Here is a 14,153-nt window from a genome sequence, read left to right as displayed (position 1 = left end):
TTCTGAACTCTGACAGGGCTTTGAGCCCTGTCAGAGTTCAGAATTAAAAAGTAATCAATGATTAAGTACCGCTACCTTCAAAGCATTTTCCCTGATCATGGTTAAAGCTCCGTCAATTTCCCGGAGGTGTGTCCTGAAGCTTACTACCGCACAGCGCAACCATAATTTTCCACCTATTGTTGTCGAGGAAAAGAACACTCTGCCATCTCTATGCAGTTCTTTAAGAAGCTGCTCATTCAATGTATTGCTGCTGTCTTCAGGAATCCTGAAAATAGCCACAGTTAGCTCCGGAAACGCCCCGGTTTCAAAACCCATAGTGCCTATTTCTTCATAAAAATACCTGCAAAGTAAAAGCTTCTCCTCCAGGGCTGCTTTAAATGGAGCCAATCCATGTAAGTGCAATGGCAACCACATTCTTAATCCCCGGAAATGCCTGCTTAGCTCCGGGCCGGCATCGGCAGGATCAATGTCATCCAGGCCATAAGCATCTTTCATATAAGCTGCCGTATGAGCGTTTGAAGCCAAAAGTGCCTCACGATCCCTTAACAGTACTACACCTGAACCATAGGGAACAAATAAAGTTTTATGCGGATCCATCACTACAGAATGAGAGCGCTCAATGCCCTTTAACGTGGTTTTCATATCATCTAACAGAATGAAGAAGCCTCCGTAGGCCGCATCAACGTGAAACCACATGTTGTTTGCTTCAGCAATGTTCGCCACCTCGTCCAGCGGGTCAACAGCTCCGGTATCGGTTGTACCTGCGGTAGCTACCACCAAAAAGGGTTTCAGACCGTGCTCTATATCATGTTGTACCTGCTCTCTTAATGCACAGACATCCATTTGATAATTTTCATTTAATGGAACAGCCCTGAGTACTGCTTCATGAAGTCCGGTAGTATTGAGGGCTTTGTGAATGCAATGGTGCACCTGTTCGGTAAAATAGATGACCGACTTTTTCACATTGTCCGAATTAACCTGATGGAAATCCCTGGCAGCCTTGATAGCTACAAGATTGGCAATAGAGCCTCCGGAAGTCAGGTTGCCATGGGCAGCCTCCGGGTACCCGATAATAGAAGCCATCCACCGGATCATTTGATTTTCTATTTCCACCGCTCCCGGGCTGGAATAGGCAATGCCAGCGTACCGGTTAGTGGAAGCCACAAGCATATCTGCCACGGCACTAGTCCAGAGTCCACCTCCGGGTATATAGCCCATATGGTTTCCCGAAGCCGAATTGATACCCACTTTATCCACTTCGTTTTTTAAAATACCAATCAGCTCAGCAAAAGGCCTTCCTTTTTCCCCAATCTCCATAGATTTCAATCCGTTCAGCTCTCCTGTCTGATAACCGGGCATTTGCGGCAGGTTTTCAAGGAACTGATGCATATACGCATCAGCTTCTTTGGATATGGACTGCCGTTGTTCTGAATCCGGCTCCAGATACCGCGCCATTTTTTCCAGCTCTTTTATTCTGGTCATGATACTTGGGATTAGATATTATTATTCAGCCACCATATGCATGGAGATGGCGAGTCTGTTCCAACTGTTCGTCACCGTTGCTGCGAATATCAGTTGTGCCACACCCGTTTCACCAAAATGGCCTAGTGCTGTCTGGAAAGTTTCATCAGATACTCCCCCATCTGATATTTGTGTAACCTCCTCAGCCAGTTTAAGTGCCGCCCGCTCTGCCTCGCTAAAGAAAGGCGTTTCCCACCAAGCGCTTACTGCAAATAATCGCTGCTCTGTTTCCCCTTTCTTTCTGGTATCCATTGCATGGAGGTTAACACAATAACCGCAGCCATTGATCTGGGAAACCCTTAGCTTGACCAGGTGGACCAGTTTCGTGTCCAAACCGAAGGCTGAAAGCTGCTTTTCGGCTTCGTTCATAGCTTTGTAAATGCGGGGTTCAGCTTTGTCAAGATCCATTCTCTCTTTCATAATTTGCTTAGTTTATTGATTTTATAGATTTATAATGCATGTATTCGTCGATACTCCATGGGTATGCGGCACAACTGGCCAGTAAAAATGCTGCCGCTGAATCCACAAAAACGCTGTAGTCCAGCGGATCCTTTATGCCAAAAGAGTATGCCATTGCCAGCGCGAACATCAGGGTAAGTATGCCGGCAGCAGATGCGGCAACCCTGGTTTTATAGCCAACAAGAAGCAATAGGGCAATGGATATCTCCATACAGGTAGCTGTAATGGCCAATACGGGAACCAAACCTTCCGGGGCAAAGGAATTAACCTGGGCGGTATATTTTAAAAACCCCTGCCAGCCGGAAGATGCCGCTCCCCATAGCCCCAGTCGTGATGCAACCGCGGACAGAAAAGTGGCCACCAGGGCCAGCCGTAGTAGTATTGATGCTATGGATAATTGATTCTTCATGGTATTAATTTTTATCAAAATTATATCTTTACTGGATGAGTCAAATAATCCAGATTTAACAAATAAACTAATCCAGAAATGAAACTTATCCAGGAGCTGATCCAAATAGACCCGCATTCTGATTTGCCGGTTTATATTCAGATTACCAATGGTTTTATCCGTGGCATCAGAAACGGCCAGCTTAGAAAAGGGCTGAAACTACCCGGTTCGCGTGAGGTAGCAGGCCTGCTTCATGTCAACCGAATGACGATGGTGGCTGCCTACGATGAACTACAGGCTCAGGGCTGGATAGAAATGGTCTCCAGGAAGGGAAGTTTTGTCAAAAATATCCTACCGGTGATGTCGCCAGGAAAAATAATCAAGGAGCAGGAAGTGTTCACCCTTCCCGATGATAGTGCTTTCCCTTTTAGCAGGGAAAAGATCGTACCCTATCCTCTTTCTGATTTTCCTGACACAGGTAAGTTGGTTTTTAATGATGGCTTTCCCGATCCACGCCTGGTACCTGCGGAAGCCCTGATAAAGGCTATGAGGAGCCTCAGCAGACTTGGATCTTATAAAAAATACCTCATGTATGGAGGCACCCAGGGCACACCCGCCTTAAGGAAAATACTGGCTGATTACCTTCGTGACTCCCGTGGCTTACCTATTACCCCTGACAACATTCTCATTACCCGAGGCGCCCAAATGGGCATTTACCTTGCCTCAAATGTGCTCATTGAGCCTGGAGATCAGGTTATTGTAGGTGAGCCCAATTATTTCGGGGCCAATCTTACCTTTCAGCAACTGGGAGCGGATATTAACCGGGTACCGGTAGATGAAGAAGGGCTGGATATTGACGCCATTGAACAGTTATGCAAAATAAAAAAGATCAGGCTGGTCTATGTAATCCCTCACCATCACAACCCGACCACGGTAACCCTTACACCTGAGAGAAGGGTGCGTCTGCTTGAGCTTTCTTTCAAATATCGGTTTGCCATTATAGAAGATGACTACGACTATGACTTTCACTACGCCAGCAAACCCATGATGCCAATGGCTAGTCTGGACAGGCACGGCAACGTTATTTATATTGGCACACTCACTAAAACTCTGGCTCCAGCCATCCGGTTTGGATTCGTTGTTGCCCCAAAGCACTTTATACAGACCACCACACGCCTCAGAAAAACCGTAGATACGCAGGGTGATGCACTTATGGAAAATGCACTGGCCGAGCTATATAAGGATGGTACCATTTCCCGGCACATCAAGAAATCTGTAAAGCTGTATAAAGAGCGGCGCGACCACTTCTGCAAATTACTGGAGTCAGAAATTGGAAAGCACATTTCATTTAAAATCCCCGATGGCGGCATGTCAGTCTGGGTCAGGTTCCTGCATGCGGACGTTAAGCAAATTGCCCAAAAGGCATTTAAAAAGGGAGTCGTGATGAATAATGGAAGTGACTACGACACCCCGGAAAGATCATTTAACAGCGCCAGGCTTGGTTTTGCCTCGCTCAACTTTGAAGAACAAAAGCAGGCTGTCTCTATTCTGAAGCAATGCCTTGAATCATAAACCCGCTGTCGGTTTTATTCTATTTATGAACAATACAACCTGATAGCTTTGGTACATGAATCAGCATCTAGCAAAAATCAGTGTCGCGCTTTTCTTTATGATAACGATTGCCGGCAGCTCATTGGCCCAATCTCCTGAACCGGCAACCGCAAAAGACCAGGTACTTCGGGTATTAAAAGCCAAGTGCAACTTCTGCCACCGCGTACAAAACCCGGACAAGGTTTTCAATGCGCACAATATGGAAGAATACCAGGCAAAAATATACCAGCAGGTGTTTATATTCAGACGAATGCCAAAAGGTAAGACCGAGCTAACTGAAACCGAGCGACAGGCCTTACTAAGTTGGGTCAAGCTTAAATAATTTAATCTCTTTCAAAAATCAAATCTCATGGCATATGTTTAAAATATTGATCATCACTTCCGTACTATTGCTGGGTTTAATTGCAGGGCTTTTTTATTCTTATTCCTGCTCAGTAAACCCCGGGCTTGGGCGATTATCCGATTCAGAGTACTTGAGGGCTATGCAGTCTATCAATAAAGCGATTTTAAATCCCTGGTTCTTTGTGATCTTCATGGGTACCTTGCTGCTCTTACCTCTGTGTACATGGCTGGCTTATGAAAAATATGACACCGATCAGACATTCTATCTGCTGTTAGCTGCTACGGGCATTTATGCTTTTGGCGTATTCGGTGTAACAGGTTTAGGAAATGTACCGCTTAATGAAGCTCTGGCTAAGTTTAGCATTGAAGGCTCAACGCTCGAGGATATCCGGCTTCAAAGAAATGCTTTTGAAGTTCCATGGAACAGACTGAACCTTATTCGTACATGCGCCAACCTGTTTTCACTGTTATTGGCCCTTATAGCTGTGGTCAAAAATTAGCAAATGATCAAACTGCCGGATTCAACCCTGACAACAGCCGTTATTACACCCCAGGTGCTAGCCAAAAGATTACCAACTTTGTATTGTAACAAAACCACACAACTATGAAACGAATATTAACAACACTCATCCTGCTGATAGCCATGACGACGGCTTCTATTTCACAAACCTCCCCGAAGCCTGCCAAAAAAGGGTATGCTCCGGTTAACGGTTTAAAAATGTACTACGAAATATATGGAAAAGGAGAGCCTATACTATTGCTGCACGGTGCGTATATGAACATCAATTTGAACTGGGCTCCGATGATCCCTGAGCTTGCCAAATCAAGGCAGGTGATAGCCGTTGAAATGCAGGGCCATGGTCATACCGCAGATATTGACCGACCATTTGACTACAAGTCATTCGCCAGCGATGTGGCAGGCCTGCTAAAGCACCTTGACATTAAACGTACCGATGTAATAGGCTATAGCTTCGGAGGCACCATAGCACTCCAGTTTGGCATTGATTACCCTGAACTTGTCAATAAAATGGTCATCATCTCGACCGCCTACAAGAGCAGTGGCTGGGCTGAGGAAGCCCAAAAGGCTTTCGCTTCTATGCAGCCCGACTTTCTGGACAATACTCCCCTGAAAACCACCTACGACACTATTGCCCCTGATCCGGGTCATTGGAGGGAATTTGTAACCAAATTCATAGATTTTGACCAGAAAAGCTATGATCTGGGCAGTGAAAACATCAAAAACATCAGTGCTCCTATCCTGTTCATCATGGGAGATAATGATGGTGTAGAGCTCAGCCACGTAACTGAAATGTATAAACTCTGTGGCGGAGGTGTATTTGCTGATTTTGTAGGCGTACCTCAATCACAACTAGCCATAATCCCCGGAAAAGGTCACGTATCACTAATGATGGATACTTCAAATATACTATCATATGTCAACCCGTTTCTCAAGGGTAACGGCTCGACTCAATACTGAATTGAAATTATTTATTTCTCCTAAACATTTAGTACCATGAATAACAAAGAAGTAGTTAAAAAAGTAGTCGAGGCTTTTCTTTCCGCAGATATTGAAACAGCCCTCACTTATATGACAGACGACGTAAAAATGGGCTGGCCGGGATTCTTCGACCTTAAGCCAGGAAAAGAAGAGGTAAGAAACTTCTTCAAAACCGTGCCTGAAATGACCTCAAGCGGCATCGGAGACATCATAGAAGATGGCAACAAAGTAGCTGCTACCGGTTCTGTAACCACTAAAGAGAAAGATGGCTCACTCAAAAACAGCTTTTTCTGCGACATATACTCCTTCGAAAACGGAAAGATCAATGGCATAAAAAGCTATATGGTGTTTGAGCAAAACGAAGTGCCCAGCACTTAAGCCGTATTTATTAAGATAAAAGACAAGTATAATCTACGGCCGGTGTCCTCACCGGCCATTTTATTTACACCTCAGCGTGACAAATAACCTTTTTATTAAGATTTAATAATTGATCCCTTTATATTGCGAGCTTAATTCTTTTTTCAGATCAGCTCTACTATCCCCATTAAGTTAGTGCAGATATTTTGCAGTATGCTTATTGTTTTTTTATGGATAGCCATCAATCTCAACAACAACAGTCAAATACAACCACCTCTGGCAGCAAGCCAGATAATTTGCAGAGAGACAATTTATCACCAAGTTCGAAAACCCCTAATCTGACAGGCAGGGCTGGGTTTGTGCCGCGGTCTTTATCAGGCGCTGCGTCCGAGGGGGCAGAAACACTCTCTGCAAGTGAAATTCTGCAAATGATAAAGATTGATTATTCTTCTTCGAAAGAAGCTCAAGAAAGAACAGCTTTTGATAATGAAGCGGAAGTATCCATGGAAACCACGAAGGATGAAAAAGAAGCTAATGAGGTAAGAACAGACCCTGAAATAAAAGCTCTGATCCGATCCATTAAGGAAAGCATCTTTAAGTTGAGGTACAATGGGGATTATGCCAACCGACATTTAAATTTTGAACAAAACTGGAAGGAAGATGCTAAAGAACTACAAAAAGAATTAGATAAAATCGAAAATACTTCCGTGACTTCTTGTGATGCTCTATCAAATTTGAAAGAAAGGGCTGAGTATTCTGCTTCAGAATCCACAAAGAATATCAAAGCAATGATATTGGCTAAGGAATTATTGATTGACTTAAAAAGTATAAAAGCTGAATTGTTTAGCATAAATGCCTGGCAGATGGCTAACAAGGAGTTAAGCAAGAGGTTGAAGGGAAAAGACTTATTAGGATTTGATAAAAAAATGGTAGAGGCAAGGAGCAATCTTCAAATTTTACTTAACAAAATTGATCATAACGAGCAATTAAAGACTGGTCTAAGTAAATTTAAACTTGGGGATTACCTTTCAGGAATAAAAAAACATGCTAATGCTATCATTATGTGGACATCCAATGGTTCGGCTTTAAATATTGAAGCGGAAAAAATCATAAAATTACTTAAAGCGTATAGATTCTAATGAAAGGAGTGGTCATAAGTGTAGTATGTCTGTTAGTGCTCATCTCATGTAATGCTCAAAACGAGGGAGCGGTTATATCGAATAAATGCCTTGAAATTAGGGTTCCTCAAGATTGGCAAGTCGATGTTTTTGATAAAAATTCAGAAGAATTTGATCTCGTGATCTCAGAAAAAGGGATGGAAGTTGATAGGATCTCAAGTATGGAAATTTATAGGATTAAATTGAATAAAGGAGAAGATCTTAAATTTGCTTTTAATCGCTTCGTGTCCCTGGATTTTGCAATAGATACCCTTCTGGAAAAGTCCAGTATTGTTACAGGTAATTTAGGAAGCGGATTTTACTATACCGGAGAAGTTTTTTACCAGGCAAATCGAATACAAAAAGTGTTCTATTTTTTACACAATAATTATATCGTAATTATTCACTGCGAGTATGTTCGGGAAGGTTCATCTGAACAAGAAGATGTTTTTGAAGAAATAATAAGCAGTTTGGTGATCAAATGCTAACAATACCTTAAATGTATTGAGAATTTACCCTCAGTCAGTGTCGTTGAACAATTAAGCTTTACCAGACTTTCGGAAGTTTAGTAAAGCCGCTGTTTAGTTCTGTAGACAGTACTTCTTCCCATAGTTTATCTCTCCCTGCTTTGTCCCCATGGTATTATTAATTTAAGGTTTTGCCTTGATGTTGGTTCAACCCAAGGCAAGCAATGTTATAATGGTCGATGTTTAGTAAAACAATCATTCAATTTAAGTTACTTAAAATCAATACATTGAATCATACACCTCATAAGCAAGCACAAAGGACCTAACTAGTTTGAAGCAAACGGGAAGTACAAAGCAATTAACCTCACATCCTGTTTAAAATAATTCCCTAAAACCACTCATTGATCAATAACTTTACTGATCTTAGACTGTTAGCTTTTAGCATTAAAACCTTCTCTCTCATTTGTGAATAAAGCCAAAAACAAAAAGTACACCGAAGGGAAAATCCTCAACTCTCTTACCACACTTGCTCTACCTATAATTCTGGCTAACATTCTCCACACAGCATACCAGCTTATTGATACCTTTTGGCTTGGCCGTTTGGGAGCCAATGCTGTAGCGGCAGTCAGTCTCAGTTTTCCAATCCTCTTCCTGGTACTGTCATTGGGCGCGGGACTAACCCTTGCCGGTACCGTGATCGTTTCGCATCATAAGGGCGCAGAAGACCAGCGGCAGGTCAATTATAGCTCATCCCAAACCGTGCTGGTGATCTTTTTTATTTCTATTTTACTGGCTATTCTCGGATATTTCTCTGCTCCACCCCTTATGAAGCTTGTAGGCGCCGGCCCGGAGATTCTCGCTGATTCTATCTCTTACTTCCAGGTTTCCTCTCTTGGCTTTGTCTTTCTTTTCATGTTTTTCGTATTTCAGTCGCTCATGCGGGGAATCGGTAATGTTGTGCTTCCCATGTACGTGATCCTTGTCACGGTGTTTCTAAACCTCATACTAGACCCATTGTTCATTTTTGGGTACGGCCCTATCCCCGCCTATGGTGTTGCAGGCGCAGCGGTAGCCAGTATTATCACCCAGGGACTGTCTGCCGCCACGGGCATTTTCATTCTTTGGCGTGGTAAGAAGGGCATCAAAATCAACTGGCCGGATATGAAATTTGATCTATCCTGGACTAAAAAGCTTTTCGCCATGGGCATCCCCGCCAGCCTGGAGCAGTCTTCCCGGGCAGCGGGTATGACGGTGATGGTTATGCTGGTGACCAGCTTTGGCAGCGATGTGGTGGCAGCATACGGTATCGGTGCAAGAATATTGAGCCTGGTGATCGTCCCCGCCCTTGGACTGGCCATAGCCACCACCACCCTTGTAGGGCAAAATATAGGCGCTTCAAAAATAAAAAGAGCAGAAAAAATCAGCGACCTCAGCAGCAAGGTGGCATTCTTCGGGCTTACCGGTATCGGGATGTTGTTGTTTGTATTTGCCGAGAATCTTACCGCATTTTTTGTACCTAATGATCCGAAAGTTATAAAAGACGGCGCACTATTTATTAAAGTAATGGCACCAAGCTTTGGCCTTTTAGGTGTACAGCAGGTGCTGAACGGCACCTTCAATGGCGTAGGTTTTACGCAAGCCTCCATGCTCATCTCTATATTCAGCCTGTGGATCATACGCTTTCCCCTGGCTTTTATACTCTCCTATAAAACAGGTCTTGAATTTGAAGGAATATGGTGGTCTTTTCCAGTATCCAACCTGATTGCAGCAGCAGTGGCGTTTATTTACTATAAAATGGGTTACTGGAAAGTGAGAACAATCAGGAACCGGCACCAAAAGACCATTGGTTAATTACCAGTTTATCAATTCAGTTGTGACATATTTTATGACAGCCTTTCCGTCAAATGTACCTCCACGCTATCCCCGGCCTCCTTACCGATCAGCTTTCTTAACCCTGACTTTACGGGCAGCTTGTGCGTACCATCACCCAAAGCCATAAATGAACTTTCAAACGGATGCCCATCCATTGTCCCCCTTACTTTCACCAGACCTTTTGTGCCAAAAAACGCGGCGGAACCGGGCATTTTCACATACGTCCAGGCACCTTTATTTTCTCCTTTCTGTAATATGGCAGCAAATTGTTTATCAAGCAGAGCCATGATATTCAATATTTAATGTTGAACCTTGGTACTATTGTGATCAATTGATCATAATATAAAGGTACAACGCTATAATCAGCCATATCAAGTGCTTTTCCGGCAATCTGGAGGGCGGATTGCGACAAAGCTGTTAATGAAGGAGGGGCTAAAGCACTAAAGAAAGGTAAATTTTTAGCTGTAACGTTCGTCAAGGCTAAAGTTTGCGGGGTACTTTCCATGTTTATCACGGTAAAAATCCATGATTATGCCCATATCTTTTTCTATATCTCCGGAGGGCATGAAGCAAGCACCTACTCCTGTGACCCTGCTTTTGTAATCCATAAAAGCCAGGCAAATTGGCACTTTGGCTTCCAGGGCGGCATAATAAAAGCCTGTCTTCCACAATGGCGCCCTTGAGCGGGTACCTTCTACGGTCACTAGTAATGAAAGCGGCTCTTTTGACGCTTTGAACAACTCCGCCATTACCTGCGTCATACTCTTTTTAACCGTTTTGTCGGTCTTTGGGGCACGATCGATCCACAGCGCTCCCAGTTTTTCTATCATTCCTCCAAAAGGGAATTTATTAAACTCTTTTTTAATAGTGAACCGGGGATTAACCCCCAACTGATCAAGGGCACTGATGGCATATACAAAGTCCCAGTTGCTGGTGTGTGGGGCCGCCACCATGATACAGTTATAGGCCTCCGGAGGAATGGGTCTGTACAATTTCCATCCGCGGAGCCTGAACAATATTTTAAATACCGACTTAAGCATTGCACTAAACTAAATCAAAGTTTTCCAGCTTCGTATATTTTCATAACATTTTTATACCACCCTTCCATAAGTTTGTTCAACACGCGGTGCAGGTGCAGCTTTGTCTGGTTCATTTCAATCATATCGATTATCTTGCACGAAATTTAGCATGCCAATATTCAATTTTATGGAGAAGAAGTCTGCAAATACCGCTGAGCAGTTAATGCAGCAGCTTTACCGGATTGCCCCGGAGGTATTTCATGAGGGGAAAATAGATTGGAAAAAACTTAGAGCTTCCCTGGGAGAAAAAATAACCTATGACAATGAGCGCTACACGCTCAGCTGGGCTGGTAAAGGAGCGGCCATATCCCAGATCCATGAAATAACAACCAAGGCTTTGGTTCCCTCACAGGCTGATTCTATCAATTTTGAGTCATGCCACAACATGTTCATCGAAGGGGAAAACCTGGAAGTGTTGAAACTACTTCATAAAAGCCATTCAGGGAAAGTGAAGATGATCTACATTGACCCTCCTTACAATACCGGTAAAGATTCCTTTATTTATAAAGACAAGTTCTACGAGTCCAAGAAAGAGTACTTGCTGCGAACCGCCCCGGGAAATAATGAAAACGGATCCGCACGGCACCAACATATTAACGGCAGCGAAAACGGTCATTATCACTCCAACTGGCTGAACATGATCTATCCGAGGCTTTACCTGGGCAGGCAATTGCTAAAAGATGATGGTGTCATACTCATTCACATCGATGAAAATGAGATCAATAACCTCGAGCTGGTTTGTAATGAAGTATTTGGTGAAGAAAATAAGCTGGGTACTATCATATGGGATAAAGGTAACCCAAAGGGAGATGCCAAAAGCATTGCCTGTCAGCATGAGTATATAGTGGTTTATGCGAAGAATAAAGCTGATTTTGTAGGCAAAAACAAGCTTAAAAGGCCCAAGAAAAATGCTCAAAAGATGCTTAACAAAGCAGCCTTATTATATGGCAAGCTTGGCAAGGCCGGTGTACCTGCCGACCTCAAAACTGTAGTAAAAAAATATGACATGCCTGAAAAGCTGCTGCATGACTACAAGCGAAAGGTTACCCTGGAGGACATAAACAAAGATTTTTACCAGTGGATACAATCTCAAAAGACTTTCAGTGGTGGTGAAAAGGCCTATAATAAGATTGACAGGCAGGGAAATGTATACCGAACCGTGTCCATGGCATGGCCCAACAAGAAGAAGGCTCCTGACGAATACTTTACTCCGCTGATACACCCTGTCACGAAAAAGGAGTGCCCTATCCCTGCAAGGGGCTGGCGCTACCCCGAAAAAACAATGAAAAGGCTGCTGGATGATAACCTGGTGATCTTTGGACCTGACCACAAAAAACAGCCTGAAAGAAAGTACCTGCTCACTGAAAATATGTACGAAAATGTACCTTCCATCCTATTCTTCGGAGGCAGTGATGATAAATACCTTCGCGAACTCGATATTCCTTTTGAAAATCCAAAGCCTTACGAACTGGCTAAAGAGCTCATCTCTTATTTCACCTCTACTGATGAAATCGTCCTTGATTTCTTTGCCGGCTCGGGCACCACGGCCCATGCAGTGCTTGACCTGAACGCCTCCTCTCCTGCCCGACAGTTCATCTGTGTGCAGTTACCGGAAGTAATCAAAAAGAAAACATCAGGATTTGACCATATCGCCAGCCTCTCCCTTGCCCGGATCAAAAAATCCTATCAAAGGATTGCGAAAAGCCTGCCTGATGAGCTGAAAGCAGGATTCGAAGCTACGCAGGGAGTGAAGGTGTTTAGACTGACTGATGTTGGTGATCGGTAACCGGCATTGGTGAGAGGATCTGGTGGAACAATTAGGTTGGACAGAAGACCTAGGTCTGAAGTAATCGGCGATTGTTACTCAGTGAAATGCGAATCGTAAAACAATGAAGGAGAACTGTGAACCATAAACTAGCAAGGAATTAATGCACCAATATTACAGTGGTAATGCCCTCTACGACTATATTGAAGCCAACAACGTTACTCGCTACACTTTTGTGACGGGCAATTTATGGCAACTGGTTTATGGCGACCGCAACGGAATCCCAAAATTGCTTGTGGCAGTCTCAGGAGTAGATGAAAAAGAGTGGGGAAGCTTTTCAAGCAAAGAAATTGATGCATTCAGGCAACTGAGCCAGTTATCTCTAAAGCATCAACTGCCCTGTTTCCTGCTTCAGTTCAAAGCTTTTGGCGGCACATTCGACGAAATAAACCTCTGCACCTCTTTCTACCGGCTTACTTTCTCCAGGCACTCTCCTGACATGCTCAAAGACCTGTTTAGCAAAAATGGGCTCTCTGTAAATAGCAAGCAGGCCACCAAATACATCAACGACAAAACCAGCAGCGCTTATCATAAATGGCAGCGCAATACCTTTGGCTCAGATATTACTGTTACGGATATTGACCTATGGGTCAACAAGGACGATAAGCTCTTTGCCGTATGTGAGTTGAAACGCTCTAAAGTAGCCCTGGAAAAATGGGAGCCTTATGAAGATGATTTTAATAATTTCCACCTCATCCATAACCTCATCTACCCTGAATACAAATTCTTCATCATTTACAACCTGAGGACTCCCTTCCCTTTTAAAGATGATATTTCCAGACTAAAGGTCTTTGAAGTAGACTTTTCTCAAACCCCGCCTGTCCGATATGTTAATACTTACCAGGTGGCGCAGCTGATCAATTAGGCGAGCGGTGGGGATTTGTTAAATGGGCTAAACTGCCTGGATCACCACTTTTTTTCCCACTTTAAGTTTTCTTCCTCCAGGGATTCCATATCCTCACCATAATCACTACAGCTAATAAACCTGTGACCCGAACAGGCAGAAGCAAACCAGGCCAACCGGCCTGAAGACTTGTTGAAATGGAATTAAGGAATTATAAGGCCGCTTATGTAACATTGGTTACATTTCAAGGCGTACAATATTGTAATTTTGCATAATGATCAATAAAAACCTTATGATAAAAACGATATCCCTGATCATGATCACCACCAGCCTTTCTCTGGCAGGCTGCGGGCAAAATTCAGAAGAGGCCAAAGAAGAGGTAATATCCATGCAGCAGGCCGGCAAAATGGAACGGGTGAATAGTGAAAAATTTGAAACTTTGCTACTCAAATATCCTGATGCCCAACTTGTTGACGTAAGAACGGCCAGGGAATATAACAGTGGTCATTTGAAAGGTGCTGTTAACATGGATTATAATTCACCTTCATTCAACACCAAGGTTGGTGAACTAAAAAAAGATAAACCCGTGTTTGTTTACTGCGCAGCAGGTGGCAGAAGCTCGGCGGCATCTTATATTCTCAAAGACAAGGGCTTCACCCACGTTATTGATCTGGAAGGTGGTATTGCGAACTGGGAAAAAAGTGGAAAAAGCATAAAGCAGGACTAATAAGAA

The 14,153-nt window shown here is 43.4% G+C and carries 16 protein-coding genes; 11 read left to right on the top strand and 5 right to left on the bottom strand.

The window, feature by feature from the left end:
• Positions 1–54 precede the first annotated feature (54 nt).
• From LVD17_RS20625 to LVD17_RS20615, 3 genes are read right to left on the bottom strand one after another with little or no spacing between them, the layout of a single operon-like run.
• Complete coding sequence (locus LVD17_RS20625) at positions 55–1,482, bottom strand: pyridoxal phosphate-dependent decarboxylase family protein (protein ID WP_233760902.1); 1,428 nt, start codon at positions 1,480–1,482, stop codon at positions 55–57.
• A 21-nt stretch (positions 1,483–1,503) separates the two neighbouring features.
• Entirely contained in the window at positions 1,504–1,941 is a 438-nt protein-coding gene (locus LVD17_RS20620) for a carboxymuconolactone decarboxylase family protein (protein ID WP_233760901.1), read from the bottom strand.
• A gap of 7 nt (positions 1,942–1,948) precedes the next feature.
• Positions 1,949–2,389: a DoxX family membrane protein gene (locus LVD17_RS20615; RefSeq protein WP_233760900.1), complete on the bottom strand. Its 441-nt coding sequence runs from the start codon at positions 2,387–2,389 to the stop codon at positions 1,949–1,951.
• Positions 2,390–2,467: 78 nt separating this feature from the next.
• Between LVD17_RS20615 and pdxR the strand changes: the two genes are divergently transcribed.
• The 8 genes from pdxR (at position 2,468) to LVD17_RS20575 (ending at position 9,651) form a co-directional block, all read left to right on the top strand.
• Positions 2,468–3,940, top strand: coding sequence for a MocR-like pyridoxine biosynthesis transcription factor PdxR (gene pdxR, locus LVD17_RS20610; protein ID WP_233760899.1), 1,473 nt, complete (start codon positions 2,468–2,470; stop codon positions 3,938–3,940).
• A gap of 55 nt (positions 3,941–3,995) precedes the next feature.
• Complete coding sequence (locus LVD17_RS20605; RefSeq protein ID WP_233760898.1) at positions 3,996–4,301, top strand: hypothetical protein; 306 nt, start codon at positions 3,996–3,998, stop codon at positions 4,299–4,301.
• 34 nt (positions 4,302–4,335) lie between these two features.
• Positions 4,336–4,821 carry an anthrone oxygenase family protein gene (locus LVD17_RS20600; RefSeq protein ID WP_233760897.1) on the top strand — a complete coding sequence of 162 codons (486 nt, stop codon included), beginning with the start codon at positions 4,336–4,338 and terminating at the stop codon, positions 4,819–4,821.
• Positions 4,822–4,925: 104 nt separating this feature from the next.
• A complete protein-coding gene (locus LVD17_RS20595; protein WP_233760896.1) occupies positions 4,926–5,798 on the top strand; it encodes an alpha/beta fold hydrolase in 873 nt (290 codons plus the stop codon).
• A 36-nt stretch (positions 5,799–5,834) separates the two neighbouring features.
• Positions 5,835–6,197 carry a nuclear transport factor 2 family protein gene (locus LVD17_RS20590; RefSeq protein ID WP_233760895.1) on the top strand — a complete coding sequence of 121 codons (363 nt, stop codon included), beginning with the start codon at positions 5,835–5,837 and terminating at the stop codon, positions 6,195–6,197.
• Positions 6,198–6,406: 209 nt separating this feature from the next.
• Entirely contained in the window at positions 6,407–7,315 is a 909-nt protein-coding gene (locus LVD17_RS20585) for a hypothetical protein (protein WP_233760894.1), read from the top strand.
• On the top strand, positions 7,315–7,821 hold the full coding sequence (locus tag LVD17_RS20580) for a hypothetical protein (RefSeq protein WP_233760893.1): 507 nt from the start codon (positions 7,315–7,317) through the stop codon (positions 7,819–7,821). Before LVD17_RS20585 ends, LVD17_RS20580 begins: the two co-directional genes overlap by 1 nt.
• 444 nt (positions 7,822–8,265) lie before the next feature.
• Positions 8,266–9,651, top strand: a complete 1,386-nt coding sequence (locus LVD17_RS20575; RefSeq protein WP_233760892.1) for an MATE family efflux transporter — start codon at positions 8,266–8,268, stop codon at positions 9,649–9,651.
• Positions 9,652–9,683: 32 nt separating this feature from the next.
• On the opposite strand, the gene LVD17_RS20570 is transcribed toward LVD17_RS20575, so the two are convergent.
• Both LVD17_RS20570 and LVD17_RS20565 read right to left on the bottom strand, forming a co-directional pair.
• Complete coding sequence (locus tag LVD17_RS20570) at positions 9,684–9,959, bottom strand: DUF1905 domain-containing protein (RefSeq protein WP_233760891.1); 276 nt, start codon at positions 9,957–9,959, stop codon at positions 9,684–9,686.
• A 171-nt stretch (positions 9,960–10,130) separates the two neighbouring features.
• Complete coding sequence (locus LVD17_RS20565; RefSeq protein ID WP_233760890.1) at positions 10,131–10,712, bottom strand: 1-acyl-sn-glycerol-3-phosphate acyltransferase; 582 nt, start codon at positions 10,710–10,712, stop codon at positions 10,131–10,133.
• A gap of 166 nt (positions 10,713–10,878) precedes the next feature.
• Here LVD17_RS20565 and LVD17_RS20560 point away from each other — a divergent pair, with 166 nt between their 5' ends.
• From LVD17_RS20560 to LVD17_RS20550, 3 genes are all read left to right on the top strand, one after another.
• A complete protein-coding gene (locus LVD17_RS20560; protein WP_233760889.1) occupies positions 10,879–12,537 on the top strand; it encodes a site-specific DNA-methyltransferase in 1,659 nt (552 codons plus the stop codon).
• 142 nt (positions 12,538–12,679) lie between these two features.
• Entirely contained in the window at positions 12,680–13,441 is a 762-nt protein-coding gene (locus LVD17_RS20555) for a hypothetical protein (RefSeq protein ID WP_233760888.1), read from the top strand.
• A gap of 271 nt (positions 13,442–13,712) precedes the next feature.
• Positions 13,713–14,147 carry a rhodanese-like domain-containing protein gene (locus tag LVD17_RS20550; RefSeq protein ID WP_233760887.1) on the top strand — a complete coding sequence of 145 codons (435 nt, stop codon included), beginning with the start codon at positions 13,713–13,715 and terminating at the stop codon, positions 14,145–14,147.
• Positions 14,148–14,153: the final 6 nt, after the last annotated feature.

It is taken from the genome of Fulvivirga ulvae, assembly GCF_021389975.1.
GTDB lineage: Bacteria > Bacteroidota > Bacteroidia > Cytophagales > Cyclobacteriaceae > Fulvivirga > Fulvivirga ulvae.
Note: the sequence above shows the minus strand (reverse complement) of the source record. Positions and strands in the feature narration are given on the sequence as shown.

Coding starts and splice junctions, on each gene's coding strand:
- LVD17_RS20560 (WP_233760889.1), top strand. CDS start 10,879: ATGGAGAAGAAGTCTGCAAATACCGCTGAGCAGTTAATGCAGCAGCTT.
- LVD17_RS20615 (WP_233760900.1), bottom strand. CDS start 2,389: ATGAAGAATCAATTATCCATAGCATCAATACTACTACGGCTGGCCCTG.
- LVD17_RS20605 (WP_233760898.1), top strand. CDS start 3,996: ATGAATCAGCATCTAGCAAAAATCAGTGTCGCGCTTTTCTTTATGATA.
- LVD17_RS20600 (WP_233760897.1), top strand. CDS start 4,336: ATGTTTAAAATATTGATCATCACTTCCGTACTATTGCTGGGTTTAATT.
- LVD17_RS20555 (WP_233760888.1), top strand. CDS start 12,680: ATGCACCAATATTACAGTGGTAATGCCCTCTACGACTATATTGAAGCC.
- LVD17_RS20620 (WP_233760901.1), bottom strand. CDS start 1,941: ATGAAAGAGAGAATGGATCTTGACAAAGCTGAACCCCGCATTTACAAA.
- LVD17_RS20625 (WP_233760902.1), bottom strand. CDS start 1,482: ATGACCAGAATAAAAGAGCTGGAAAAAATGGCGCGGTATCTGGAGCCG.
- LVD17_RS20585 (WP_233760894.1), top strand. CDS start 6,407: ATGGATAGCCATCAATCTCAACAACAACAGTCAAATACAACCACCTCT.
- LVD17_RS20580 (WP_233760893.1), top strand. CDS start 7,315: ATGAAAGGAGTGGTCATAAGTGTAGTATGTCTGTTAGTGCTCATCTCA.
- LVD17_RS20570 (WP_233760891.1), bottom strand. CDS start 9,959: ATGGCTCTGCTTGATAAACAATTTGCTGCCATATTACAGAAAGGAGAA.
- LVD17_RS20595 (WP_233760896.1), top strand. CDS start 4,926: ATGAAACGAATATTAACAACACTCATCCTGCTGATAGCCATGACGACG.
- pdxR (WP_233760899.1), top strand. CDS start 2,468: ATGAAACTTATCCAGGAGCTGATCCAAATAGACCCGCATTCTGATTTG.
- LVD17_RS20550 (WP_233760887.1), top strand. CDS start 13,713: ATGATAAAAACGATATCCCTGATCATGATCACCACCAGCCTTTCTCTG.
- LVD17_RS20590 (WP_233760895.1), top strand. CDS start 5,835: ATGAATAACAAAGAAGTAGTTAAAAAAGTAGTCGAGGCTTTTCTTTCC.
- LVD17_RS20565 (WP_233760890.1), bottom strand. CDS start 10,712: ATGCTTAAGTCGGTATTTAAAATATTGTTCAGGCTCCGCGGATGGAAA.